Here is a 22,868-nt window from a genome sequence, read left to right as displayed (position 1 = left end):
CTCACCCTGGAGACATCGCCATCATGAATTTCACCCGCCGCCACCTGCTGCAAACCACCGGCGCCTCGGCACTGCTCGCGGGCATCGGCCAGCAAGCCTTCGCGCAGCAGCAGATCGAGACCACCAAGCTCATCACCGGCTTTGCCGCCGGCGGCACTTCCGACACGCTGTGCCGCCGCGTCGCCACCAAGCTGGCGCCGGGCTACGCCAACGCGGCCGTGGTCGAGAACCGCACCGGCGCCGGCGGCCAGATCGCCGTGACCTACGTCAAGAGCCAGCCGGCCGACGGCGCGACCATCCTGCAGACGCCGACCTCGATCCTCACCATCTACCCGCACATCTACAAGAAGCTGCCATACGAGCCGCTCGTCGACCTGACGCCGGTGACGGTCGCCTGCATCTTCGACTTCGGCTTCGCGGTCGGCCCGGCCGTGCCGGCCAGCGTGAAGACGGTGCCGGAGTTCCTCGCCTGGGCCAAGGCCAATCCGACCGGCGCCAACTACGGCTCGCCGGCCGCCGGCTCGACACCGCACTTCATCGGCGCGCTGCTGGGCAAGAGCGCCGGCGTGGAACTCAAGCATGCGGCCTACCGCGGCACCCAGCCGGCGATGCTCGACCTGCTGGGCGGCAACATCTCCGCCGTGTCGGGACCGATCGGCGACATCTCGCAGCACCTGCCGACGGGCAAGGTGCGCATCCTCGGCGTCTCGGGCAGCAAGCGCAGCCGCTTCGCGCCCGAGGTGCCGACCTTCGGCGAGCAGGGCATCAAGGACATGGCGCACAGCGAGTGGTTCGCGTTCTTTCTGCCCGCCAAGGCATCGCCCGAAGTGGTGGCACGCCTGAACGGCGCGATGAAGACGGCGCTGGCCACCAAGGAAGTGATCGACGGCCTGTCGACCTTCGGCCTCGAAGCCATGTCCTCGACGCCCGCAGAGCTGACCGAGCTGATCAAGAAAGACACCGCCAAGTGGGCGCCGATCGTCAAGCAGGTCGGCTTCACCGCTGAAGGCTAGACATGAAAAGGAACTGCTTATGAACTCCCATCTCGCTGCGCCGACCACGCCGGCCCGCTCCGCCATCCATCCCGACGAACAGGAGGCGCGCCTGCAGCTCGCCGCCTGCTACCGCGTGTTCGCGATGCTGGGCTGGACCGAGATGATCTACAACCACATCACGGTGCGGCTGCCCGACAGCGTGACGGGTGGCCAGAAGCAGTTCCTGATCAATCCCTTCGGCCTGCATTACAGCGAGGTCACGGCCGGCAACCTGGTCAAGATCGATCTGCAGGGCAAGGTGCTCGACGGCTCGCCGCATCCGGTCAACCCGGCCGGCTTCACGGTGCATGCCGCGATCCACGACGGCCTGCCCGATGCCCACTGCGTGATGCACACGCACACCACAGCCGGCGTGGCCGTGGCCTGCCTGCAGGGCGGCCTCGCGCAGACCAACTTCTACACCGCGCAGTTGCACGACATGGTGGCGTACCACGACTTCGAGGGCATCACGATCCATGCCGACGAAGGGCCGCGGCTCCTGAAGAGCATCGGCAACAAGCCGGCCGTGATCCTGCGCAACCACGGTCTGCTGGCCTGGGGCCAGACGCTGCCGCAGACGTTTGCGATTCTCTGGACCCTGCAGCGCGCCTGCGAGATCCAGATGGCGACCTTCTCCATGGGCGCGGCGATTCCGGTGCCGGAAGACATCGCGCGCAAGTGCACGCGCGACGCGCTGCAGTTCAATCCCAAGCACGGCGGCGGGCAGGACGTGTTCGACGCGCTGGTGCGCCAGGTCGACCGCATCGACGATTCCTACAAGCACTGAACCATGAAAGTCTGCATCTACGGCGCCGGCGCGATCGGCGGATGGATCGGCGCCAGCCTCGCGCAGGCGGGCAACCGGCTCAACGTGGTCGCGCGCGGCGCGACGCTCGAAGCGCTGCAGCGCGACGGGCTCTTCGTGATGCGCGGCGAGCAGCGAACGCGCGTGCCGGTGAATGCGGTGGCCGACCCCGCGACGCTGGGCGAGCAGGACCTGGTGGTGATTGCCGTCAAGGCGCCGGCGCTGCAGGCCGTGGCAGCGCAGATCGCGCCGCTGCTCGGCCCCGACACCATCGTGTTGACCGCGATGAACGGCGTGCCCTGGTGGTTCCTGCAGGGCGGCTTCGGCGGCAGCCTGGCCGGTACGCGATTGCAGGCCGTGGACCCGGGCGGAAAGATCGGCGAGGCGATTCCCACGCAGCACGTGATCGGCTGCGTGGTACATGCGAGCTGTTCGCTCGATGCGCCCGGCGTGGTGCGGCATCACTTCGGCAACGGGCTGATCATCGGCGAGCCCTCGGGCGAGGCGACGCCGCGCGCGACGCGGCTCGAGGCGCTGCTGAAGCAGGCGGGCTTCGAGGCCCGTCTCTCCGCGCAGATCCAGAAGGACGTCTGGTACAAGCTCTGGGGCAACATGACGGTCAACCCGATCAGCGCGATCACGGGCGCCACCACCGACCTGATCCTCGGCGACGATCTGGTGCGCGGCTTCATCTCGACCATCATGCTCGAGGCCCGCGAGATCGGCGCGCGCATCGGCATCCCGATCGCCGAGAGCCCCGAAGACCGGCACGCGGTCACGCGCAAGCTGGGCGCCTTCAAGACCTCGATGCTGCAGGACGTCGAGGCCGGCCGTGCGGTCGAGCTCGATGCGCTGGTGTCGGTGGTGCGCGAGCTGGGGCAGCTCACCAAGGTGGAAACGCCCTTCACCGACGCACTGCTGGGCCTGGCGCGCCTGCGCGCGCGGCAGCTCGGCCTCTATTGAGCTGAGGCGCTGCCTCAGCCTTTCTTGAGCAGCGCGCGCACCGCCTCGGGCAGCGAGTTCACCTGCGGCATGAAGCGGTCCAGCACCGCGCCCAGCACCACGGCGCAGAACAAAGCGCCGAGCAGCGGCTTCCAGGTCAGCCGCACCGCCGCCGTGAGCCAGCCCTCGCGGGCCACACGCACCGCGGCACGGGCCGACACATAGGAGAAGGCGACTTCGATCGCCACCGCGAGCAGCCCCTCCGAGCCGAAGTAGAGCAGCGCCAGCGCGCCGGCACCGAACACGATCGCCACCCCGATCAGGAAGATCGCGACCACCGGCACCACGATGACCGCGCCCTCGTCGGCCCCGGCCGCGGCCTCGAGCGCGCCGCCGGCCAAGTCGCCGACGCCGCCCGCATCGAGATCGGCCATCGCGCTCTGCCCCGAAGGCCAGTCGCCGATGCCGGGGTCCGGCACATCGAGGTTGAGCTGCTTGTTCTGCCGCACCAGCATCGCCGCCCACCAGCGCAGCACCAGCAGGTAGCCCAGGTAGCCGACGCCGAGCGTCACGAAATAGCGCAGCGCCAGCGAGTCGACACCGGCGTGCATCTGAAGGTGCGAGACCAGCCACATCAGGAGCAGCGTGAAGCTGCCGATCAGGAGGCCGTGCGTGCGAAGGTGGTAGTTGCGATGCAGGTCGCGCTCGACCTGCGTTTCCCAGAGGCGTACCGAGCGCCAGTTGGAAAGGATCTTCAATCGACAGCCACTGGCACCCGCGGCGCGACGGCGCACATGAGTTCGTAGCCGACCGTGCCGGCGGCCTGCGCGACCTCGTCGATGGGCAGCAGCGTGCCGTTCGAGGCGCGGCCCCAGAGCGTGACCTCGCTGCCGAGAGCGGCATCCGGCACCGGCGTGAGATCGACGGTGATCATGTCCATGCTGACGCGGCCCACCATGCGCGTGCGCACGCCGTTCACCAGCACCGGCGTGCCGGTGTCGCAGTGGCGCGGATAGCCGTCGGCATAGCCGACCGCGGCCACGCCGACGTTGAGCAGCCCGTCGGCCGTGAAGCGGGAGCCGTAGCCGATGGTGTCGCCGGCCTTCAAGGTCTGCACCGAGATCAGCCGCGTGGAAAGCGTCATCGCCGGCTGCAGCTGCCAGTGCGCCGCGTCGTGTTCGGGGAAGTCGGGCGCGCTGCCGTAGAGCAGGATGCCGGGGCGCACCCAGTCGGCCCGCGCGATTCTCGCGTGGCGCAGCGTGGCGGCGCTGTTGGCGATCGAGCGTTCGCCCGGCAGGTCTTGCGTGGTGTGATCGAACACCTCGAGCTGGTGGTCGATGCCGCGGCTGCCGTCGGCGTCGCTGAAATGCGTCATCAGCGAAATCTCGTCGACCTGCGGCAGCGCGTTCAGGCGCGTCCAGGCGGAGCGGAAGCGCTCGGGCGTGAAGCCCAGCCGGTTCATGCCCGAATTCATCTTCAGGAACACGCGCTGCGGCACCTGCGTCTTGTGGGCGGCCAGCATGTCGATCTGCGCGTCGCAGTGCACCGTGTGCCAGAGATCGAGCCGCGAGCAGAGTTCGAGGTCGCGCGGCTCGAACACGCCTTCGAGCAGCAGCACCGGCCCGCGCCAACCGAGCGCGCGCACGCGTTCGGCCTCGGCCAGGTCGAGCAGCGCGAAGCCGTCGGCGCCGCGAAAGGCGTCGAACACGCGCTCGATGCCGTGCCCGTAGGCATTGGCCTTGACGACGGCCCAGACGCGGGCTTCGAGCGCCGAGCGGCGGGCGCGATCGAGGTTGTGGCGCAAGGCCGCGGTATGGATGGTGGCGAGGATGGGACGAGGCACGATGAACCCGATGGCTGAGCTGAAAACATTCGCACGACCACGCCGCAAAAGGCGGCGTGTGGCGTCATTTTGACATTGCACCCCCATGCTATAACCGCGCATTCCGCCAGTACCGCGGCCTTTTTCCACTATCGCCAGCAGCCCCATTCTCTGGCCAGCCAGCCCATCGATGAAGCGCGGTTTCTACACCATCATGTCGGCCCAGTTCTTTTCGTCGCTGGCCGACAACGCGCTTTTCGTTGCAGCGGTGGAACTCATGCGGAGCAACGGCGCGCCCGAGTGGCAGCGCGCGGCGCTGGTGCCGATCTTCACCATCTTCTATGTCGCGCTGGCGCCGCTGGTCGGTGCCTTCGCCGATGCCTTGCCCAAGGGCCGGGTCATGTTCATCAGCAACGCGATCAAGGTGGTGGGCTGCCTAATGATGCTGTTCGGCACGCATCCGCTGCTGGCCTATGCAGTCGTCGGCTTGGGCGCCGCAGCCTATTCGCCGGCCAAGTACGGCATCCTGACCGAGCTGCTGCCGGCCTCCCAACTGGTCAAGGCCAACGGCTGGATCGAGGGCCTGACCATCGCCTCGATCATCCTGGGCATCGTGCTCGGCGGGCAGCTGGTGGGCCATACGCTGTCGACCCAGCTGCTCGCGATCGACCTGCCCGTGGTGGACACCGGCATCGACACGGCACCCGAGGCCGCGATCGCGGCACTGATCTTCGTCTACATGCTGGCCGCCTGGTTCAACACCCGCATCCCCCACACCGGCGTCGAGATGCGGCCGCTGCGCGCCAATCCGCAGCACGGCTTCGTGCGCAATCTGGCCGCGCTCTTGCCCGATTTCTGGCACTGCAACTCGCGGCTCTGGCGCGACAAGCTCGGCCAGATCTCGCTGTCGACGACGACCTTATTCTGGGGTGCGGGCGGCAATCTCAAGTACATCGTGCTGGCCTGGGCCTCGCTGGCGCTCGGCTACAACACGGCGCAAGCCTCCGCGTTGACCGGCGTGGTCGCGATCGGCACCGCGATCGGCGCGATCGTCGCTTCTCTTCGCATGCGGCTCGACATGGCGACCCGCGTGATCCCGCTGGGCATCAGCATGGGCCTGTTGCTGATCGGGATGAACGCCATTGGCAACCTCTGGGTGGCAGTGCCGTTCCTGATTCTGCTGGGCGGACTCGGGGGCTTCCTGGTGGTGCCCATGAATGCGCTGCTGCAGCACCGCGGCCATAACCTGATGGGCGCCGGCCGTTCGATCGCGGTGCAGAACTTCAACGAGAATGCCAGCATTCTGATCCTCGGCGCGTTCTATAGCGCCTGCACCGGCTTCGGCCTCTCGGCCTACTGGGCCATCACCGCCTTCGGGCTCGTGGTGGCCGGCTTCATGTGGCTCATCAAGCGCTGGCACAAGAACAACCTGCGCCAATACCCCGAGGAGGTCGAGCACCTCCTCGCCATCGCACGCAGCGACAAACACCATTGACCTGACCAGGCCTGACTGTTTTGCCGGCACTCGCGCTCGTCGTCAACGCCTTCGTGTGGGGCGTTTCCTGGTTCCCCTTCCGCCAGATCGAATCCCACGGCCTGCATCCGGTCTGGGCCACGGCACTGATCTATGCGCTGATCTTCGTGGCGATGGGGTGGCTGCGCCGGCATGCGTGGCAGGCTTTCTCCGTGCATCCGGCCCTGGTGCTGCTCGGGCTGGCAGCCGGCCTCACCAACCTGTGCTTCAACTGGGCGGTGACAGCGGGCGATGTGGTGCGCGTGGTGCTGCTTTTCTATCTGATGCCGCTGTGGAGCGTGCTGCTGGCCTGGATCTTTCTCGGCGAGCGCCCGACGCCCGCGGTGCTCGCGCGCGTGGCGCTGGCGCTGGTGGGCGTGGCGGTGGTGCTCAAGACGCCCGAGGTCGACTGGCCGGTGCCCGCAAGCCTCGCGGACTGGCTCGGCGTCGCGGCAGGCTTCAGCTTCTCGGTGACCAATATCCTGCTGCGCCGGCTGCGCGCAGCAGCCGCCGAATCGCGCGCGCTTGCCGTGTTCGGCGGCTGTGCGCTGGTGGCCGGCGCGACCGCGCTGGCCGGCACCGCGCTCGGCGCCATCGCGGCGCCGCCGCCGCTCGCGGCCGCGCCCGGCTGGCTGGGCTGGGCCGCTTTGCTGGGTGCGGGCTTCGTCTTCGCCAACTTCTGCCTGCAGTACGGCGCCGCGCGCCTCACGGCCAGCGCCACTGCGGTCATCATGCTGTCGGAAGTGCTGTTCGCGAGCGTCTCGTCGGTGGCGCTCGGCGCGGGCACCATGGACACCCGCATCTGGATCGGCGGTGGGTTGATCGTGCTGGCGGCGCTGTGGTCGTCGTTTGCGCGAACGCCCAACGGCGAGGATGATCGACGCACTTCCCTCCTGAAGGACATGCCATGACCAGCGTTTACGACTTCGAGGCCCGGCAGATCGACGGCAAGGCCGTGCCGCTCTCCAAGTACAAGGGCAAGGTGCTGCTGATCGTCAACACGGCCAGCAAGTGCGGCTTCACCCCGCAGTTCGAGGGGCTCGAAGCGCTGCACGAAAAGTACGCCGACAAGGGCCTCGCGGTGCTCGGTTTTCCCTCCAACCAGTTCGGCAACCAGGACCCGGGCAGCAACGAGGAGATCGGCGCCTTCTGCGTCCAGAACTACGGCGTGAGCTTTCCGATGATGGAGAAGATCGAGGTCAACGGTTCCGGTGCCACGCCACTCTACAAATGGCTCACCAAGGAAGCGCCGGGCCTCTTGGGCAGCACCGCGATCAAATGGAACTTCACCAAGTTCCTGGTCGGCAAGGACGGGCGGGTGATCAAGCGCTACGCGCCGCTCGACACGCCGGCCTCGATGACGCGCGACATCGAGTCGGCACTGACGGCCTGAGCGCCGGGCACCGTCAGAATCGGAAGTCCGCGGTCTTCGAACCGCGGCCGAGCGTTACGGTCTGACTCTTCGTCATGCCTTCGGTGGCTGCCTCGACGGTGTAGCGGCCGGCGGGAAGGTCGATCAGGCACACCGGCCCCGACGCGCGCATCGCGAGCGCCGTCGCGCCATTGGCATCCTTGATCGTCACCGCGATCTCGGCCAGGTAGGCACCGTCCGCGCGCGCGAACAGCAGCGACAGCGGATGGTCCTTCATCGCCGCGCGCATCGCCGTGGATTCGTCCGAGCCGATGCCGCCGCACGCGAAGCGCGCGCTGCCCTGCACCTTCATGGCCGGCATGGCCGTGGCGTCCACGGACTGGGCTTGCGCCATCCATGGCGCAGCGGCACACGCGCAGACGACGGCGCCGCGCAGAAGAAGGGATTGGAAGGAGGTATGCATCGACAAGCTCCCGAAATGAACGATGGGAGATGGTCGCGCCCAGCGGTGCGCCGGCGGGTCGGACCACAGCCCCTCGGCGTGTGCGATCAAGCCGCCGAAAGCGCCTCGTCGAGCAGTTCCACCCAGTGCCGCACTGGGATCTCGCTGCCGCTTTGCAGATGCGTGATGCAGCCGATGTTGGCCGAGACGATGGTCTCGGGTTTCAACTGGTTCAGGTGGCCAAGCTTGCGGTCGCGCAGCGGGTAGGCCAGTTCGGGCTGCAGTACCGAGTAGGTGCCGGCCGAGCCGCAGCACAGGTGCGATTCGTTCATCGCGATCTGCACGTCGAAGCCCAGTGCGCGCAGGTTCGCTTCGACGCCGCCGCGCAGCTTCTGTCCATGCTGGAGCGTGCATGGCGGGTGGTAGGCGACGACGCCGGACGGCGCGTTGACGCGCTCTTTCAACAGCGGCACGAGTTCGGGCAAGAGCTCGCTCAGGTCGCGCGTGAGCGCGCTGACGCGTTCGGCCTTCGCCGCATAGGCCAGGTCCTCGCGCAGGATGTGGCCGTACTCGCGCACGGTGACGCCGCAGCCCGAGGCGTTCATCACGATCGCCTCCACCACGCCGCCTTCGACGTAGGGCCACCAGGCATCGATATTGGCGCGCATCTGGGCCTTGCCGCCGTCGTGGTCGTTGAGATGGAACTTCACCGCACCGCAGCAGCCCGCGGTGGGCGCGATCACGGCCTCGATGCCGGCCGCGTCGAGCACGCGCGCCGTGGCGCTGTTGATGTTGGGCGCCATCGAGGGCTGCACGCAGCCGGCCAGCATCAGCATCTTGCGCGCATGCGTGCGCATGGGCCAAACGCCCGCCGGTTGAGGCGCCGGCACCTTGGCCCGGAGCTTGGCCGGCAGCAGGCCGCGCACCGACTGGCCCAGCTTCATCGCGGGGCCGAAGAGCGGCGAAGGCAGCGCCTCCTTCAAGGTCCAGCGCAGCGCGCTTTCCATGGCCGGACGCGGCACCTTCTCGTCGACGATCTTGCGGCCGATGTCGACCAGGTGGCCGTATTGCACGCCGCTCGGGCAGGTGCTTTCGCAGTTGCGGCAGGTGAGGCAGCGGTCCAGATGCAGTTGCGTGCTGCGCGTCGGCGCTTTGCCTTCGAGCACCTGCTTGATCAGGTAGATGCGTCCGCGCGGGCCGTCGAGCTCGTCGCCGAGCAGCTGGTAGGTCGGGCAGGTGGCGGTGCAGAAACCGCAGTGCACGCACTTGCGCAGGATCGCCTCGGCTTCGCGGCCGTCGGCGGTGCCCTGGAATTCGGGAGCGAGTTCGGTTTGCATGAGGCTACGCGTCAGTCCGCGGGGTAGAGCCGTGCGCGATCGAAGACGGCGTGGGGGTCGAACTCTCGCATCAGCGCACGGTGAATGCGCGCGAGCGGCGGGCTCAGCGCGTCGAAGCGGCCGAGCACGCGATGGCCACGCTCGGCCGAGGGCATGAACAGCGTCGCATGCCCGCCGACCGCGCGGGCTGCCGCTCGCAGTTTCGGGCCCTCGTCGGGCGACGCCAGATACCAGCGCTGTGCGCCATGCCATTCGATCAGGGGCGAGCCCTCGAGCGCCAGAACCGGTGCGGCCTGCGGCACCGACAGGCGCCACAGATCGCGCGCGGCGCGCGCGCCGAACCATCGCAGGCGTTGATCGCGCGCAGCCTGCCATTCGGCCTGGGCCTGCGCGGGGTCTTGCCGCTCTCCGCCGAGGTGGGCACAGGCGGCCGCCACCGCCGCCACCGCGCCGCGCAATCGCAGCCAGAGCCGGCCTGTATCGCCCTCTTCCAGCCAGCGGCTCGCGTTGAGCGGCAAGGGCTGGCCGCCCCAGCCGTTGAGCAGGCGCAGCGCATCGGCCTGGTTGCATTCGAATGCGAGGGTGGCTTCGGCGGGCGGAACGGGCAGCACCTTGAGGCTGACATCGGCGATGACGCCCAGCGTCCCCAGCGAGCCGGCCAGCACGCGCGAGACGTCGTAGCCGGCGACGTTCTTCATGACCTGGCCGCCGAAGCTGAGCAGTTCGGCGCGGCCGTTGATCAAGGTGGCGCCCAGCACATAGTCGCGCACCGCACCGACGCTGGCCCGCGCCGGGCCGCTCAGGCCCGCCGCGACCATGCCACCGACCGTTGCGCCTTCATCGAAATGCGGCGGCTCGAATGGCAGGCACTGGCCCTGTTCGGCCAGCAGGGCTTCGAGCTGCGCCAGCGGTGTGCCGGCGCGCACGGTGACGACCAGTTCGCTCGGCTCGTAGCTCGTGATGCCCGAGAGCGCGGCGGTGGAAAGCGGCTCGCCCTGCGGCGGTTCGCCATAGAAGTCCTTGGTGCCGCCGCCGCGGATGCGCAAAAGCGCGCCGTCGGCGGCTGCGGCGCGGATGCGCTCGACGATCTGGCGAAGGGCTGGATCCATGCGGCCGATCGTACAGCCCGCAATACCCTTCAATCAGTGAAGAAATGGACGGGCAGTCCTGACACTTCCACGCGCATCGAGAGCACCTGGCCGGAGGCGGGCCGCTGCTCGATCTCGGCCGCGGGCCGGCCCTTGCGCGCGCTGGTGACGAAGAGCGTGCGCAGATCGTCGCCGCCGAAGCAAGGCATGGTGGGGCACTGCACGGGTGTGGGAAGCGCATCCACCTGCTCGCCCGAAGGCGCGAAGCGCAGCAGTTGGCCGCCCTCGAACATTGCAACCCAATAGTGGCCCTCGGCGTCGATGGTGGCGCCGTCGGGCCGGCCTTCGTAGCGCAGCGGCGACTCGGGCGTCCAGCCCTCGGGTTTGGCATCGAACTGCCGGAACACGCGCGGGCGCGAGAGCGCATTGGCCTCCGCCGCCCAGTCCCAGGCGCGCACGCGGTGTGCCGCGGTGTCGGCCCAGTAGAGCGTCGTGGCATCGAGCGAGAAGGCCAGGCCGTTGCCGGTGGTGACCTCGTTCGCCATCTGCGTGAGCTGCGGCGCATCGCCGCTCTGCGCGTCGAGACAGTAGAGCGCAGCGTTCGGCCGGTCCTTGGCCTCGTTCAGCGTACCGGCCCAGAAGCGGCCCCATGCGTCGCACTTGCCGTCGTTGAAGCGCATGGTGCGCACGTCATGGTCGACGTTCACGATGACCGAGAGCGGGCCGCCCCATTCGCCCGCCCGGTAGATGCCGTCGCGCAGCGCGATCACCAGGCCGCCGCTCACAGCCGGCGCCATGCAGCCGGGCTCGGCGGGCAGACGCCATCGCTCGACCGTGTGGCCACCGATCTCGCCGCGGGTTCGCAGCACGGCGCGGCCCGGAATGTCGAGCCAGTAGAGCGAGCGTTCGTGCGGATGCCAGAACGGGGATTCACCGAGCTGGCAGAGGCTGTCGTCGAGCGTGGTCCACATGGCGCCAGCTTAGGCGAAAAAAAGCCCGCTCGCGCCGAAGCGCTCGCGGGCCGAACATCCAAGGGAGACCTTGCTTGCTTGAAATGATCCGTTTCGTTTCAGCGGTTGTAGGCGGTTTCGCCGTGGGCCGAGATGTCGAGGCCTTCGCGCTCTTCTTCCTCGCTCACGCGCAGACCGATGGTGAGGTCGACGATCTTGTAGGCGATGAAGGACACCACGCCAGACCACACGATGGTCAGCAGCACGGCCTTGAGCTGGATCCAGACCTGGGCGCCGATGCCGTTGGACACCACGCTGGCCGTAACCCAGTCGCCCACCAGGCCGGGGCCGCCGAGCGCCTGGGTGTTGAACACGCCGGTGAGTAGCGCGCCGACGATGCCGCCCACGCCGTGGACGCCGAACACGTCGAGCGAGTCGTCCGCGCCAAGCATCTTCTTCAAGCCATTGACGCCCCAGAGGCAGGCGAAGCCGGCGACGAAGCCGATCACGATCGCGCCCATCAGGCCGACGTTGCCGGCGGCCGGCGTGATGGCCACCAGGCCGGCGACAGCACCCGAGGCGGCGCCCAGCATCGAGGCCTTGCCCCGCATCAACGCTTCACCGATGCACCATGCGAGCACGGCAGCGGAAGTGGCCGAGAAGGTGTTCATGAAGGCCAGCACGGCGCTGGTGCCCGCTTCGAGCGCGGAGCCGGCGTTGAAGCCGAACCAGCCGACCCACAGCAGCGAGGCGCCGACCATGGTGAGCGTGAGCGAATGCGGCGTGAAGGATTCCTTGCCGTAGCCGATGCGCTTGCCAATCAGGAAGGCGCCGACCAGGCCGGCGACGGCGGCGTTGATGTGCACCACGGTGCCGCCCGCGAAGTCGAGCGCGCCCCACTGCCAGATGAGGCCGGCCTTGGCGTTCATGGCATCGACCACATCCTTGCTGGCATAGGCGTCCGGGCCCATCCAGAACCAGACCATGTGCGCGATCGGCGCGTAGCTGAAGGTGAACCACAGCGCCATGAAGAGCAGCACGGCCGAGAACTTGATGCGCTCGGCGAAGGCGCCCACGATCAGGCAGCAGGTGATGCCGGCGAAGGTGGCCTGGAAGGCGGCGAACAGCAGCTCGGGGATATAGACGCCCTTGCTGAAGGTCGCGCCCGGCGCGAAGGTGCCGGCGGCCGAATCGAAGACGCCCTTCATGAAGATCCGGTCGAATCCACCGATGAAGGAGTTGCCCTCGGTGAAGGCGAGGCTGTAGCCGTAGATGAGCCACAGCACCACGATCATCGAGAAGGTGACCATGACCTGCATCAGCACCGACAGCATGTTCTTGCTGCGCACCAGGCCGCCGTAGAACAGCGCCAGGCCGGGGATGGTCATCATGATGACGAGCAGCGTGGACAGCAGCATCCAGCTGGTGTCGCCCTTGTTGAACGAGGGTGCCGGCGCGGCGGCCGGCGCAGCTGCGGCTTCTGCGGCGGGTGCGGCCGCGGCCGGTGCGGCAGCGGGGGCTGCAGCAGGCGCGGCGGCCGGCGCCGAGGCTGCGGGCGCTTCAGCCGCGGGCGCCGCCGGCGGCGTCTGGGCAAAGCCGGCGGTGCCGGCAGCGAGCACGCTCAGGCCGAGCGCGAGAGAGACGAGCAATTTTTTCATGTCGATTTTTCTTTCGTGCCTTGAAGTCAAAGAGCTTCGCGGCCTGTTTCTCCGGTACGAATGCGAACGACCTGCTCCAGGTTGTAGACAAAAATCTTGCCGTCGCCGATCTTGCCGGTGCGTGCGGCGCTTTCGACGGCTTCGATCACGCGCTCGACGAGCTCGTCGGCCACGGCGGCCTCGATCTTGACCTTCGGCAGGAAATCGACCACGTACTCCGCGCCGCGGTAGAGCTCGGTGTGGCCCTTCTGGCGACCGAAGCCCTTGACCTCCGTCACGGTGATCCCTTGCACACCGATCGCCGAGAGCGCTTCGCGCACCTCGTCGAGCTTGAACGGTTTGATGATGGCTGTGACCAGCTTCATGATGTTTCTCCTTTGGATGGAACAGGTCTGCGCGCTGTATGGATCAGAGCGTCTTGGTCAGCGTGACGATGAAGCGCGCCTTGTTGGGCGACCAGGTGGGTGCGCCGAAGCCCAGGTCGGGGCCGGACACCAGCAGGTACGAGCTCTTCTTGTTGGCGCCCTGCACCGAGCCGGCCAGCGACAGGCCGTTGCCGAAGTCATAGGAAGCGCCCACGTTGTAGTCGACGTAGCTCTTGTAGCCCAGGCTGCGGATGTCGCTGCTCATGCGCGTGTAGCCCAGCGCTGCCTTCAGCGTGACCTTGGGCACGATCTCCTTGGTGTAGGAGAGATTGAGGTAGCCGGTGTTGCGCCCCTTCAGGCCCGAGCCGTCACGCTCGCCAGCGTAGTTGAAGTAGTCCTTCGAGACGGTGTGGGAGTACTTGAAGGTGAAGGCGCCGATGGCCTCGTTGGCATAGGTGGCCGCGCCGTAGAGCTCGGTGGTGTTGCCGCGGGCGTTGCCCGGGTAGATGTAGGCGAGCGCACCGAAGTCGAGGTCGAACACGCCGGCCTTGAACTTGTAGCCGCCATAGATGTCGCTCTCGATGTCGTTGCCCGCGAGCCAGTTGACGCTGGAGTTCCAGTTGCCGATGTAGAAGCCGCTCTCGCCGAAAGCGTAGTCGAAGCCGCCCTGGATGGCGGGCTTGAAGGCCTTGGTCTTGGCGAAGCCGTTGCTACCGAGCACGTCCTGATCCTGACCGCGGAACTTGTAGTTGCTGGTGAGCGCAACATTGCCCGTGAGCTGGGCGCTCGCGATCAGGGGCATGGCAGCCAGCGAGACAACGGCCAGGGCAGAGGCGGTTTTACGGTGCATCATCGAGAGACTCCGGAGGTTTTGGAATGGAATGGAAGCCATCTCAAAGCAGGGAGCGTGCCAAACCGACCGTTCCGCACTGAGAAGGGCCTGGGACAGGTGCACATTGCAACAATGAGCAAAAGATGGGCGCACCATCTTGGGGAAGGGGAGAAGAATGAGCTTGTCTTTGGTGCAAAGCCGTGCCTTGCTGGGCCTGGAAGCCGCCAGTGTCACGGTCGAGGTGCATCTGGCCAACGGGCTGCCCAGCTTTACGCTGGTCGGCCTGGCCGATGTGAAAGTGAAGGAAGCGCGCCGATCGGAGGCAATAAAGTCTGTCGGGTGCTTCGTTTCGCCGCCCCCTAGTGTGGTGTTGCGCGCTTGTGGGAACTTAATTGAAGAGCGGGTCTCCGATGCTCTACTACGAAGCAGAGTGGAGAACGCAAGTGCGAGTGGCCCCCGAGATTGTGCTGACCGATGAGGAGCGAGCCGAGTTGACGCGGCTGGCTCGTTCCAAGCTCACCAGCGTGAGGCTGGCGCTGCGCGCGCGCATCGTGTTGCTGGCTTCGCAGGGGCTGCAGAACAAGGAGATTGCCGCGCAGGTGGGTGTGGGCCGGGTGCAGGTGTCGCGCTGGCGTGAGCGCTATCTCGAGTCGAGGCTTGCGGGCATCGAGCGCGATCTGCCACGCGGGGTGCCGCCGGTGAAGGTGGACGTTGCTCGCCTGGTGGCGTTGACGACCCAGAGCACGCCCGAGGCGGCCACGCACTGGAGCACGCGCAAGATGGGCGCCGAGTTGGGCGTCAGCGCCAGCACCGTCATGCGCCATTGGCACGCCCACGGCTTGAAGCCGCACATCGTGCGCGGCTTCAAGATCTCGCGCGACCCGAAGTTCGTCGAGAAGCTCGAAGACATCGTGGGGCTGTACATGTCGCCACCCGAGCATGCGCTGGTGCTGTGCTGCGACGAGAAGAGCCAGGTGCAGGCGCTGGACCGCACGCAGCCCGGGCTGCCGCTGAAGAAGGGGCGCGCGGCCACCATGACGCACGATTACAAGCGCAACGGCACGACCACGCTGTTCGCCGCGCTCAACGTGCTGGACGGCCAGGTCATCGGCCAGTGCCAGCAGCACCACACCCACATCGAGTGGCTGAAGTTCCTGCGCCAAATCGATCGCCAGACGCCCAAGGACAAGACGCTGCACCTGATCGCCGACAACTACGCCACGCACAAGCATCCGGCCGTGCAGGAGTGGCTGGCCAAGCACCCGCGCTTCAACATGCACTTCACGCCCACCTCGGCGTCGTGGCTGAACATGGTCGAGCGGTTCTTTCGCGACATCACCACCGAGCGGCTGCGCCGAGGCGTGTTCACCAGCGTGCCCGAACTCGTCGCTGCCATCGACGAGTATGTCGCGCATCACAACATCAAGCCCAAGCCGTTTATCTGGACCAAGAGCGCTCGCGACATCCTGCAGAAGGTCATCCGTGCCAATCGCCGCTTAAGTTCCAAACAGAACGCAACACTACACTAGAAGGTCGGGCGTGACGGGCACCAAAAGCGTCTTGAATCAAAGGCGACGATGCGGGACTGACCGGAGCCGGCGGAGCCCCGGCTCAATCTTCAGCGCCAGTACGTGACGCCGTCGTTGCACTTCCACGCCGTCTTGTCATCAGTGACCCCCGTGCTGACAACAGGGAGGCCCCTAGAGTCCATGCCAATGGATGTGACCAGGTCGCCCTCTTTGTGCCCAACCTTCTTGCAGTCGTGCTCCTTCACGAAGGCGTGCCAACGCTCACGCTTGTACAGTGCGCCTGCGACAGGTACGCCGATGGCCACCGCAAGTAGCAAAGTAGTCCCGAGCACAGGAAGCGCTCTGCGAAAGCCGCCTGTTCTTCCGGTAGTGCTCCCGTGATTCACGTTGTGCAGCATCGGGCCATTTTCTACGCGATTGAGGCTTCCGGGTGCCGGCGATGCTCAACACAATTTGGGGAAAAACTGGCTGGGCGCGCTCACCAGGAGCGACGGGAGCCATCGGCCCGGAGGCAGGGCCTCTTGCGCGCGAGAAACGTGAGGAGTAAAATCGCCTCACGAATCTCACGGAGCTGTCATGAACCAAACCTCCGCCAAAGAACCGCATGATGCCGTCCAGGCGCTCGTGGCGCGCATCGACAGCATGCGTGAGGCAAGCCGCCTCATCATCAGCGAGCTTTCCCGGACCCTCACCGGGCCCAGGGACAAGAAGCTGACCCTCCATGTGCGCGAGGCGATCAACGAGCTGGAGCGTCAATCGATCCAGGCGTTGGTGGATGAGGTTGAGCCCAGGCGCCCGGCGGCCACCCGCATCGATCTCGAGAAGCGCGCCATCGACGCCGTCCTGCAGGGCACCGAGTGGAGCTCGGCCGCCGAAATTGGACAGCGGCTTGACGCGAAGGCAGCAAACCCGCACGCGGCCGTGAGCCGCTGGCAGCAGAGCGGGCGCATTTTCGGCATCGACCACCGCGGCAAGAAAATCTACCCAGCCTACATTTTCGATGCGACCTGGCAGCCCTTGCCGGCGGTCAAGAAGATCCTGGCGGTCCTGGACGACTATTCGCCCTTCCGGGTTGCGGCATGGTTCGAGTCCACCAATTCGTCCCTGGGCGGAAAGCGTCCGCGCGAGGTGATTGCGAGCGCCCCGGATGCCGTCGTGGCCGCCGCGGAAGACCACAAGGTGGGTGCGGTGCATGGCTAGCCCAGCACCTCTCCTGCCTTCTCCGCCAAAGTCGTTCCGCACCCTGCCGCATAAGGCTGGAGTCTGGTATCGCGTGCATCCGTACGACGCAACCACGGGGAAGTACGCGCCGGCCGCCTTCAACGCATCGGGGCTCGGCAACGCTCGATTCAGCCCCCTTTTCAATCCGGTCTCGAAAAAGCCGATTCCGACGATCTATGCGGCCAAGAGTGAGCGCGGAGCCATTGCGGAGATCGTCCTGCACGACGTCCCCACCCCGTCGGCTGGCTACCTGCATGACCTTGAGCGCGACTACCGCGCCAACCTTCACCTGAGCCGCATTCGTGCGCCGGCGGTCCGGCTGGTCAACATGACGACCATGGGTCTCCAGGCCGCCGGCCTGAAGCCGATCGACCTCTTCGAGGGCGAGAAGGACGACTACCCCAGGACCCAGGAATGGGCGCTATGGATTTGGCAGAACATACCGGACGCCCAAGGATTGCGGTGGATGTCCAAGCGGGACAACCAGTGCGAGGTGATCATGCTCTTCGGCGATCGGATGAACCCGTCGGACGTCGTCGACGATGGCAGTTCACAGCCGCTGCAGGCGCACGAGGACCTTGTCATCGAACTGCTGGATGAGATGGGTGCCGGGGCCTACCCCTCCATCTGACGAGGCCTGCCAGGCACGTCGGAACACCCATCACCGCGTTCGAACCCATCGACGGAAACAATCCACGCCGCGGCCGGCCGCCCTGCCCGATTGGCCAAGCCACACGCCAGATCGCGGAAGCAGAGGCTCGAAATGATGAATCTGGTCGTAAGCCTGGACGAGCGCCGGAGGAGATGAAACCATTTTTGCCGATCATTCAGTCGGCCAAGTTTACGTAAAAATCCAATTGCGACAACAGCTTATGTTTCTTCACCGCAGCCAGAATGAAGTTTTTGCCGGTTTTTCTGCCACCACTGTTCAGAGCAGCCCGCGCCCCGCCAGGTTGCGCATCAGCGCACCGATGCCGAAGGACCAGCGCACGGCCTGGTCCGAATGCACGACGCGGTTCTCCAGCGCGCCGAGTTCGGGCGCCGAGATGGTCACGCGATCGCCGACCACATGGGTGAAGCCCTGGCCCGGACCGTGGCGGTCCTGCGTGGGTGCGAACATGGTTCCGAGGAAGAGCACCAGACCGTCGGGGTAGGCATGGTGCGGGCCGATCGCCTGCGACACGATGTCCAGCGGATCGCGGCTGATCAGCGAGAGCGAGCTTTCGCCTTCGAGCACGAAGCCTTCAGGGCCCGCGACGCGCAGCGCCACCGTGATGCGACGCACCTCGTCGATGCCGAAGTGGGCATCGAAGAGGCGGATGAAGGGGCCGATCGCGCACGAAGCGTTGTTGTCCTTGGCCTTGCCGAGCAGCAGCGCGCTGCGGCCTTCGAAGTCGCGCAGGTTGACGTCGTTGCCCAAGGCGGCGCCCAGCGTCTGACCGCGGCTGTTGATCGCAAGCACCACCTCGGGCTCGGGGTTGTTCCAGACCGAACCCGAATGGATGCCGATGTCGGCGCCGGTGCCCACCGAGGCCAGCACCGGCGCCTTGGTGAAGATCTCGGCATCGGGGCCGATGCCGACCTCGAGGTACTGCGACCAGGCGCCCTGCGCGATCAGCACCTCCTTGACCTGCGCCGCCTGCGGCGAGCCGGGCACGATGCCCGCGAGGTTGTCGCCGAGCACGCCGCCGAGCGCCGCGCGGATCGACTCGGCCTTCGACGCGTCGCCGCGCGACTGCTCCTCGATCACGCGCTCCAGCAGGCTGGCGACGAAGGTCACGCCGCTGGCCTTGACGGCCTGCAGATCGCAGGGCGCGAGCAGCCAGGGCTGGCCGGGATCGCGCCCGGCCTCGTCGCTGTTGGCCAGCACCGCGTCGAGCGCGGCGATGCGGGGCGTGATGTTGTCGCGCAGGCCCTGCTGCACGGCACCCACGGCATCGTCGAGCTCGAGCAAGTGGCTCGCGGTGGGCGCGATGCGCGTTAGGTCGTGCAGGCCGCCTTCGTGCACGGCCACCAGCGTCGGCCCGAGCCCGGGCTGCCAGAGGCGTCCGATCAGGGTGGCGCGCTCGGCATCGCGAGGCAGGCTGGTGGCGGGCGAGAGGATCGGGGGCATGCGAGGTCTCCAGAATGAACGGGCCGATGAGCCGGCCTCTGCATGGGCGATCGTACGGGACTGTCAGCGTGCCGTGTGGGCCTGCCCCGCCGCGCGCACGCGCGCGACGCTCTGCGGCAGGTCTTTCCAGGCTGTAGCCTGCGGCGCGAAGCGCGCGCGCATGTAGCCGGCCAGCTCGGCGATCTGCGCATCGTCGAGCGCTTCGCCGAAGGCCGGCATGAAGCCGATCTCGCGCGAGGCCGGCTCGCGCACGCCGTCGAGGATGGTGCGCAGCAGGTTGTCCGGCCGCTCGCTCGTGAGATTGCTGTTGAGCGCGAGCGGCGTGTTCACGCCCAGCAGGGTCGGCCCGTTGCCGTCGTGGTGGCAGGCGGCGCAGGCGCCGTCGAACATGCGCTGGGCGGAGCCTAGCAACTGGCCCTGGCCGGCGGCCGCGGCGGCGACCGCGCGCCGCGCCTGCGCGCTCGCTTCGGCATCGCTGGCGGCCGGATTGAAGGAAGCGAGGTAAGTGGCCATCGCGCGGATGTCGTCATCAGGCACTGCCGCCAACTCGCGCACCACCTCGGCCATCGGGCCACCGGCCATGCCGTGCCGCGGGCTGTGGCCGTTGCGCAGGTAGCGATAGAGCGCCTCGGCGTTCCAGGGCACAGCCGCCTTCGAGAGGCTGGTGAGCGCCGGCGCTTCCCAGCCCTCGACCATCGCGCCCGAAAGAAAAGCGCTGCCGCCCTGCTCCGCGCCGAGCGCATTGCGCGGCGTGTGGCAGGCGCCGCAGTGGCCCAGGCCGTTGACGAGGTAGGCGCCGCGGTTCCATTCGGCGCTTTGCTGCGGCGCCGGCTGCATTGGCGCCGGATCGTGGAAGAGCGCGTTCCAGCCTGCCATCAGCGGCCGCAGGCCGAAGGGGAACTTGAGCTCCGCCTCCGGCGTGGGCGCGCGCACCGCGGGCAGCGACATGAAGTAGGCATAGAGCGCCTGCAGGTCGTCGTCGCTGGTCTTCGCGAAGGCGGTGTAGGGGAAGGCCGGGTAGAGATGGTGGCCGTCGCGCGAGATGCCCTCGCGCATCGCGCGCTGGAAGGCGCTGAAGGACCAGCGGCCCAGGCCGGTCTCGGCATCGGGCGTGAGGTTGGTGGTGTAGATGGTGCCGAAGGGCGTCTCCATCGCACGGCCGCCGGCGTTGGGCGTTCCGCCCGGCGCGGTGTGGCAGACGGCGCAGTCGCCGATGGCGGCGAGCGTGCGGCCGCGTTCGATGGTGGATTGGCTGTAGACGGGGGCGCTGAGGGTGACGGGGGCGATCGTCGAGCGCCAGCCCATGAGGCCGGCGATGACGCCGAGGCCGCCGATGACGAGGGCGATCGCACTGGCTGCCTTGCTCCTTCCCCCTCTGGGAGAAGGCTGGGATGGGGGCACGACGGCGCCACCATCGAACGCTGGGTTGCCCCCACCCCCACCCTCCCCCAAAGGGAGAGGGAGTGAAGACGGGTTCAGCGCAGCACGCACCACTTCCGGCGTGAACGGCGGCGCCCTGAACCGCACCCCCGTCGCATCGAAGATCGCATTCGCAATCGCCGCCGTGCCAGGCACCGAGGACGACTCGCCCGCTCCGAGCGGCGGCTCGCCGGGCCGCTGCATGTGCATGACCTCGATCACCGGCACGTCGCGGAAATTGACGATCGGGTAGCTGCCCCATTCGCGGCTCGCGACCACGCCCGGGTTGGGCGCGCTCTGCGGCGCGAACTGCACGCGCTCCTTCAACGCGCGGCTCGTGGTCTGGATCACGTTGCCGTGGATCTGGTGTTCAACCCCGGCCGGATTGACCATCAGCCCCGCGTCGTGCCCCACCACCACGCGACGCACGTGCACCTCGCCGGTCTTGCGATTGACCTCGACATCGGCCACCCATGCCGACCATGCCGCGCCGAAGCCCGGCCACTTGCTGTGCACGTAGCGCGCGTAGGCGAAGCCTTGCCCGAAGAGCACGTCACCACCGGGTCCGAGGCCGCCGTCGGCATACTCCTGCGGCCCGGTGCGCATGCGCCAGCCGGCCTTCTGCGCGGTCTCGCGCACCAGCTCGGCCGCGCGCGGATCGTTCAGGTGGCGCAGGCGGAACGCGACCGGGTCGACGCCGGCCGCGGTGGCCAGTTCGTCGACGTAGGACTCGTGCGCGAAGGAGCTCGGCAGCGCCGACACGCCGCGCAGCCACGAGGCGCGCACGATCGGCGCCATGTCGTTGACCTTGACGCGCAGGTTGCCGTACGCATAGGGCGGGCGCGCGGTGCGGTCGCCCATCTCGAAGGCCTGGGCCGCAGGCTCGATGGTGCGGGTGAGCAAGAGCGCCAGCGTGGGCGCGCCGTTCGACGGGTACGAGGTCTCGAAGTCGTAAGCCGCAACGCCGCCTTCGGCATCGAGCCCGCCCTTCACCTGCATCAGCTGCGCGGCACCCTTGGGCTCCCACGCATGCTCCTGCTCGCGCGTGAGCTGCACCCGCACCGGCACGCCGGCCGCGCGCGCGAGCAGCGCGGCATCGGCCGCGACGTCGTCGGCGCCGTTGCGCCCATAGCAGCCGGCCGCCTCCATGCGCACCACATCGACCGCGACATCGTCGACGCCCATGAGCTTGGCCAGATCCGCGCGCAGCACATGCGGGTTCTGCGAGCCGGCCCACACGCGCAGTTGCACATCGCCGCCTTCGCCTTCGGGTTGCCAATGCGCGAGCGCGCACGAGGGGCCGATCGACGCGTGCATCTGGTAGGGCCAGACGTAGGTGCGCGGCATCGACTCGGCCGCATGGGCGAGCGCGCCCTCGACATCACCTTCGTCGACCAGCAGGCGCTGCGTGGCGGGGTTGGCGCGGATCGCGCCTTCGAGATCGTCGAGCGAAGGCAGGCCGGGCCAGCGCTTCCAGATCACGCGCAGTTCGCGCAGCGCCTGCTCGGCATGCTCCTCGCGCTCGGCGACGATGCCGACGAAGTCGCGGATCACCACCACGGCGCGGATGCCGGGGATGTGGGCGATCGAGGATTGGTCCACCGATTCGAGCGTGTTGCCGATGTAGTCGCCGTGGTCCGCGCCCGCATAGGGCGGGCGCACGACGCGGCCGTGCAGCATGCCGGGCGCGCGCATGTCGTGCACGAACACCAACTCGCCCGCGAGCTTGGCCGGGATGTCGACGCGCGCCACCGGGCTGCCGACGATGCGGTAGTCCTTCGGATCCTTGAGGCGGGCGCCGCCGTCGAGCTGGAGCACGGTGCGCACGCCCGCCACCAGCTCGCCGAAGCCGACGCTGAACGCGGGGTCGTCGCCCGCATGGATGCGGCCCTCGCGCACCGCGAGCAGTGAGGGCTGCACGCCGAAGCGCTCCGAAGCCTGCGCGAGAAGCCAGGCGCGTGCCTGCGCCGCCGCGAGCCGCAAGGGCGCGGCATGGATCTGCAGCGAGGCGCTGGCGATGGTCGCGCCCTGGTTCGGCGCGCGGGCGGTGTCGCCGAGCACCATGCGGATCTGCGCCAGCGGCACATCGAGCTCTTCGGCGACGATCTGCGACAGCGCGGTCTGGATGCCGGTGCCGAGATCGACATGGCCGTTGAGCGCGGTCACGCTGCCGTCGTCCCACAGCGCAAGCAGGATCTCGGGCCCTTCCGCGGGATTGCCCGACACCGTGGCCGGCTGGCCGTTGGCGACCGGCGGCGCGGGTGGCGTCTCGCGCACCACGACGAGCACGCCCTCGGCATGGAGGAAGTCGCTGCGGTTGCGCGGCAGCTCGGCGCGAAATGGTGCCCCCAGGCTCGGCACTCTCGTGTCCTCGCCGCCCCCCGAGGGGGCTACCGCGCCTTGGGGCGGCCCGGCGGCGCGGTTGT

The 22,868-nt window shown here is 67.8% G+C and carries 20 protein-coding genes and 1 pseudogene; 10 read left to right on the top strand and 11 right to left on the bottom strand.

Translation table 11 applies throughout. The annotated features are described in order from the left end of the window. The first annotated feature begins 23 nt into the window (after window positions 1-23). From ACSQ9I_RS01670 to ACSQ9I_RS01660, 3 genes are read left to right on the top strand one after another with little or no spacing between them, the layout of a single operon-like run. Window positions 24-1,013: a Bug family tripartite tricarboxylate transporter substrate binding protein gene (locus tag ACSQ9I_RS01670; protein WP_436302462.1), complete on the top strand. Its 990-nt coding sequence runs from the start codon at window positions 24-26 to the stop codon at window positions 1,011-1,013. 19 nt (window positions 1,014-1,032) lie between these two features. Then, entirely contained in the window at window positions 1,033-1,821 is a 789-nt protein-coding gene (locus tag ACSQ9I_RS01665; RefSeq protein WP_436308381.1) for a class II aldolase/adducin family protein, read from the top strand. A 3-nt stretch (window positions 1,822-1,824) separates the two neighbouring features. Continuing rightward, the gene (locus tag ACSQ9I_RS01660) at window positions 1,825-2,802 is read left to right on the top strand and encodes a 2-dehydropantoate 2-reductase (RefSeq protein ID WP_436312067.1); all 978 of its coding nucleotides are present in this window, start codon (window positions 1,825-1,827) and stop codon (window positions 2,800-2,802) included. Between the two features lie 14 nt (window positions 2,803-2,816). On the opposite strand, the gene ACSQ9I_RS01655 is transcribed toward ACSQ9I_RS01660, so the two are convergent. Together ACSQ9I_RS01655 and alr are read right to left on the bottom strand one after the other, a co-directional pair. After that, complete coding sequence (locus tag ACSQ9I_RS01655) at window positions 2,817-3,539, bottom strand: hypothetical protein (protein WP_436312066.1); 723 nt, start codon at window positions 3,537-3,539, stop codon at window positions 2,817-2,819. Further along, a complete protein-coding gene (gene alr, locus ACSQ9I_RS01650) occupies window positions 3,536-4,624 on the bottom strand; it encodes an alanine racemase (protein ID WP_436312065.1) in 1,089 nt (362 codons plus the stop codon). Before alr ends, ACSQ9I_RS01655 begins: the two co-directional genes overlap by 4 nt. 169 nt (window positions 4,625-4,793) lie before the next feature. Here alr and lplT point away from each other — a divergent pair, with 169 nt between their 5' ends. Genes lplT through ACSQ9I_RS01635 form a run of 3 tightly spaced genes read left to right on the top strand, consistent with a single transcriptional unit; the run spans window position 4,794 to window position 7,509 of the window. Next, on the top strand, window positions 4,794-6,098 hold the full coding sequence (lplT, locus tag ACSQ9I_RS01645; protein WP_436312064.1) for a lysophospholipid transporter LplT: 1,305 nt from the start codon (window positions 4,794-4,796) through the stop codon (window positions 6,096-6,098). Window positions 6,099-6,118: 20 nt separating this feature from the next. After that, window positions 6,119-7,027 (top strand): DMT family transporter, encoded by a 909-nt coding sequence (locus ACSQ9I_RS01640; RefSeq protein WP_436312063.1) that lies wholly within the window; start codon window positions 6,119-6,121, stop codon window positions 7,025-7,027. Then, window positions 7,024-7,509 carry a glutathione peroxidase gene (locus ACSQ9I_RS01635; protein WP_093104318.1) on the top strand — a complete coding sequence of 162 codons (486 nt, stop codon included), beginning with the start codon at window positions 7,024-7,026 and terminating at the stop codon, window positions 7,507-7,509. Before ACSQ9I_RS01640 ends, ACSQ9I_RS01635 begins: the two co-directional genes overlap by 4 nt. 13 nt (window positions 7,510-7,522) lie before the next feature. Here ACSQ9I_RS01635 and ACSQ9I_RS01630 read toward each other — a convergent pair whose 3' ends face one another. The 7 genes from ACSQ9I_RS01630 to ACSQ9I_RS01600 form a co-directional block, all read right to left on the bottom strand. Next, on the bottom strand, window positions 7,523-7,849 hold the full coding sequence (locus ACSQ9I_RS01630) for a carboxypeptidase regulatory-like domain-containing protein (protein WP_436312062.1): 327 nt from the start codon (window positions 7,847-7,849) through the stop codon (window positions 7,523-7,525). A 188-nt stretch (window positions 7,850-8,037) separates the two neighbouring features. Further along, complete coding sequence (glcF, locus tag ACSQ9I_RS01625) at window positions 8,038-9,267, bottom strand: glycolate oxidase subunit GlcF (protein WP_436308375.1); 1,230 nt, start codon at window positions 9,265-9,267, stop codon at window positions 8,038-8,040. An 11-nt stretch (window positions 9,268-9,278) separates the two neighbouring features. Then, complete coding sequence (glcE, locus tag ACSQ9I_RS01620; RefSeq protein WP_436308374.1) at window positions 9,279-10,376, bottom strand: glycolate oxidase subunit GlcE; 1,098 nt, start codon at window positions 10,374-10,376, stop codon at window positions 9,279-9,281. A gap of 29 nt (window positions 10,377-10,405) precedes the next feature. Continuing rightward, window positions 10,406-11,326 carry an SMP-30/gluconolactonase/LRE family protein gene (locus tag ACSQ9I_RS01615; protein ID WP_436308373.1) on the bottom strand — a complete coding sequence of 307 codons (921 nt, stop codon included), beginning with the start codon at window positions 11,324-11,326 and terminating at the stop codon, window positions 10,406-10,408. Between the two features lie 98 nt (window positions 11,327-11,424). Continuing rightward, a complete protein-coding gene (locus ACSQ9I_RS01610) occupies window positions 11,425-12,963 on the bottom strand; it encodes an ammonium transporter (RefSeq protein WP_436308372.1) in 1,539 nt (512 codons plus the stop codon). A gap of 26 nt (window positions 12,964-12,989) precedes the next feature. Continuing rightward, entirely contained in the window at window positions 12,990-13,328 is a 339-nt protein-coding gene (gene glnK, locus ACSQ9I_RS01605; protein WP_093104326.1) for a P-II family nitrogen regulator, read from the bottom strand. 43 nt (window positions 13,329-13,371) lie between these two features. Beyond that, window positions 13,372-14,178, bottom strand: coding sequence for a TorF family putative porin (locus ACSQ9I_RS01600; RefSeq protein WP_436310245.1), 807 nt, complete (start codon window positions 14,176-14,178; stop codon window positions 13,372-13,374). Between the two features lie 157 nt (window positions 14,179-14,335). On the opposite strand from ACSQ9I_RS01600, the pseudogene ACSQ9I_RS01595 reads away from it, so the two are divergent. From ACSQ9I_RS01595 to ACSQ9I_RS01580, 4 genes and pseudogenes are all read left to right on the top strand, one after another. After that, window positions 14,336-14,473 (top strand): annotated as a pseudogene (locus ACSQ9I_RS01595) (YifB family Mg chelatase-like AAA ATPase); the annotation flags it as partial. Between the two features lie 130 nt (window positions 14,474-14,603). After that, window positions 14,604-15,689 (top strand): IS630 family transposase, encoded by a 1,086-nt coding sequence (locus ACSQ9I_RS01590; RefSeq protein ID WP_436312061.1) that lies wholly within the window; start codon window positions 14,604-14,606, stop codon window positions 15,687-15,689. A gap of 576 nt (window positions 15,690-16,265) precedes the next feature. Then, window positions 16,266-16,889, top strand: a complete 624-nt coding sequence (locus ACSQ9I_RS01585; RefSeq protein WP_436312060.1) for a hypothetical protein — start codon at window positions 16,266-16,268, stop codon at window positions 16,887-16,889. Window positions 16,890-16,962: 73 nt separating this feature from the next. Next, the gene (locus tag ACSQ9I_RS01580; RefSeq protein ID WP_436312059.1) at window positions 16,963-17,541 is read left to right on the top strand and encodes an RES family NAD+ phosphorylase; all 579 of its coding nucleotides are present in this window, start codon (window positions 16,963-16,965) and stop codon (window positions 17,539-17,541) included. Window positions 17,542-17,838: 297 nt separating this feature from the next. Here ACSQ9I_RS01580 and ACSQ9I_RS01575 read toward each other — a convergent pair whose 3' ends face one another. Together ACSQ9I_RS01575 and ACSQ9I_RS01570 are read right to left on the bottom strand one after the other, a co-directional pair. Next, window positions 17,839-19,023, bottom strand: coding sequence for a fumarylacetoacetate hydrolase family protein (locus tag ACSQ9I_RS01575; protein ID WP_436312058.1), 1,185 nt, complete (start codon window positions 19,021-19,023; stop codon window positions 17,839-17,841). A gap of 63 nt (window positions 19,024-19,086) precedes the next feature. Continuing rightward, complete coding sequence (locus ACSQ9I_RS01570) at window positions 19,087-22,803, bottom strand: molybdopterin cofactor-binding domain-containing protein (RefSeq protein WP_436315694.1); 3,717 nt, start codon at window positions 22,801-22,803, stop codon at window positions 19,087-19,089. Window positions 22,804-22,868: the final 65 nt, after the last annotated feature.

Source organism: Variovorax sp. LjRoot84 (assembly GCF_964254305.1).
Taxonomy (GTDB): Bacteria; Pseudomonadota; Gammaproteobacteria; order Burkholderiales; family Burkholderiaceae_C; genus Variovorax.
The sequence above is the reverse complement of the archived record's forward strand: the minus strand, read 5'-3'. Positions and strand labels throughout refer to the sequence as shown.

What these genes read in the sequence shown, in the direction of transcription:
- ACSQ9I_RS01670 (WP_436302462.1), top strand. Translation starts at nt 24, where the DNA reads ATGAATTTCACCCGCCGCCACCTGCTGCAAACCACCGGCGCCTCGGCA.
- ACSQ9I_RS01665 (WP_436308381.1), top strand. Translation starts at nt 1,033, where the DNA reads ATGAACTCCCATCTCGCTGCGCCGACCACGCCGGCCCGCTCCGCCATC.
- ACSQ9I_RS01660 (WP_436312067.1), top strand. Translation starts at nt 1,825, where the DNA reads ATGAAAGTCTGCATCTACGGCGCCGGCGCGATCGGCGGATGGATCGGC.
- lplT (WP_436312064.1), top strand. Translation starts at nt 4,794, where the DNA reads ATGAAGCGCGGTTTCTACACCATCATGTCGGCCCAGTTCTTTTCGTCG.
- ACSQ9I_RS01635 (WP_093104318.1), top strand. Translation starts at nt 7,024, where the DNA reads ATGACCAGCGTTTACGACTTCGAGGCCCGGCAGATCGACGGCAAGGCC.
- ACSQ9I_RS01630 (WP_436312062.1), bottom strand. Translation starts at nt 7,849, where the DNA reads ATGCCGGCCATGAAGGTGCAGGGCAGCGCGCGCTTCGCGTGCGGCGGC.
- glcF (WP_436308375.1), bottom strand. Translation starts at nt 9,267, where the DNA reads ATGCAAACCGAACTCGCTCCCGAATTCCAGGGCACCGCCGACGGCCGC.
- glcE (WP_436308374.1), bottom strand. Translation starts at nt 10,376, where the DNA reads ATGGATCCAGCCCTTCGCCAGATCGTCGAGCGCATCCGCGCCGCAGCC.
- ACSQ9I_RS01615 (WP_436308373.1), bottom strand. Translation starts at nt 11,326, where the DNA reads ATGTGGACCACGCTCGACGACAGCCTCTGCCAGCTCGGTGAATCCCCG.
- ACSQ9I_RS01610 (WP_436308372.1), bottom strand. Translation starts at nt 12,963, where the DNA reads ATGAAAAAATTGCTCGTCTCTCTCGCGCTCGGCCTGAGCGTGCTCGCT.
- glnK (WP_093104326.1), bottom strand. Translation starts at nt 13,328, where the DNA reads ATGAAGCTGGTCACAGCCATCATCAAACCGTTCAAGCTCGACGAGGTG.
- ACSQ9I_RS01600 (WP_436310245.1), bottom strand. Translation starts at nt 14,178, where the DNA reads ATGCACCGTAAAACCGCCTCTGCCCTGGCCGTTGTCTCGCTGGCTGCC.
- ACSQ9I_RS01585 (WP_436312060.1), top strand. Translation starts at nt 16,266, where the DNA reads ATGAACCAAACCTCCGCCAAAGAACCGCATGATGCCGTCCAGGCGCTC.
- ACSQ9I_RS01575 (WP_436312058.1), bottom strand. Translation starts at nt 19,023, where the DNA reads ATGCCCCCGATCCTCTCGCCCGCCACCAGCCTGCCTCGCGATGCCGAG.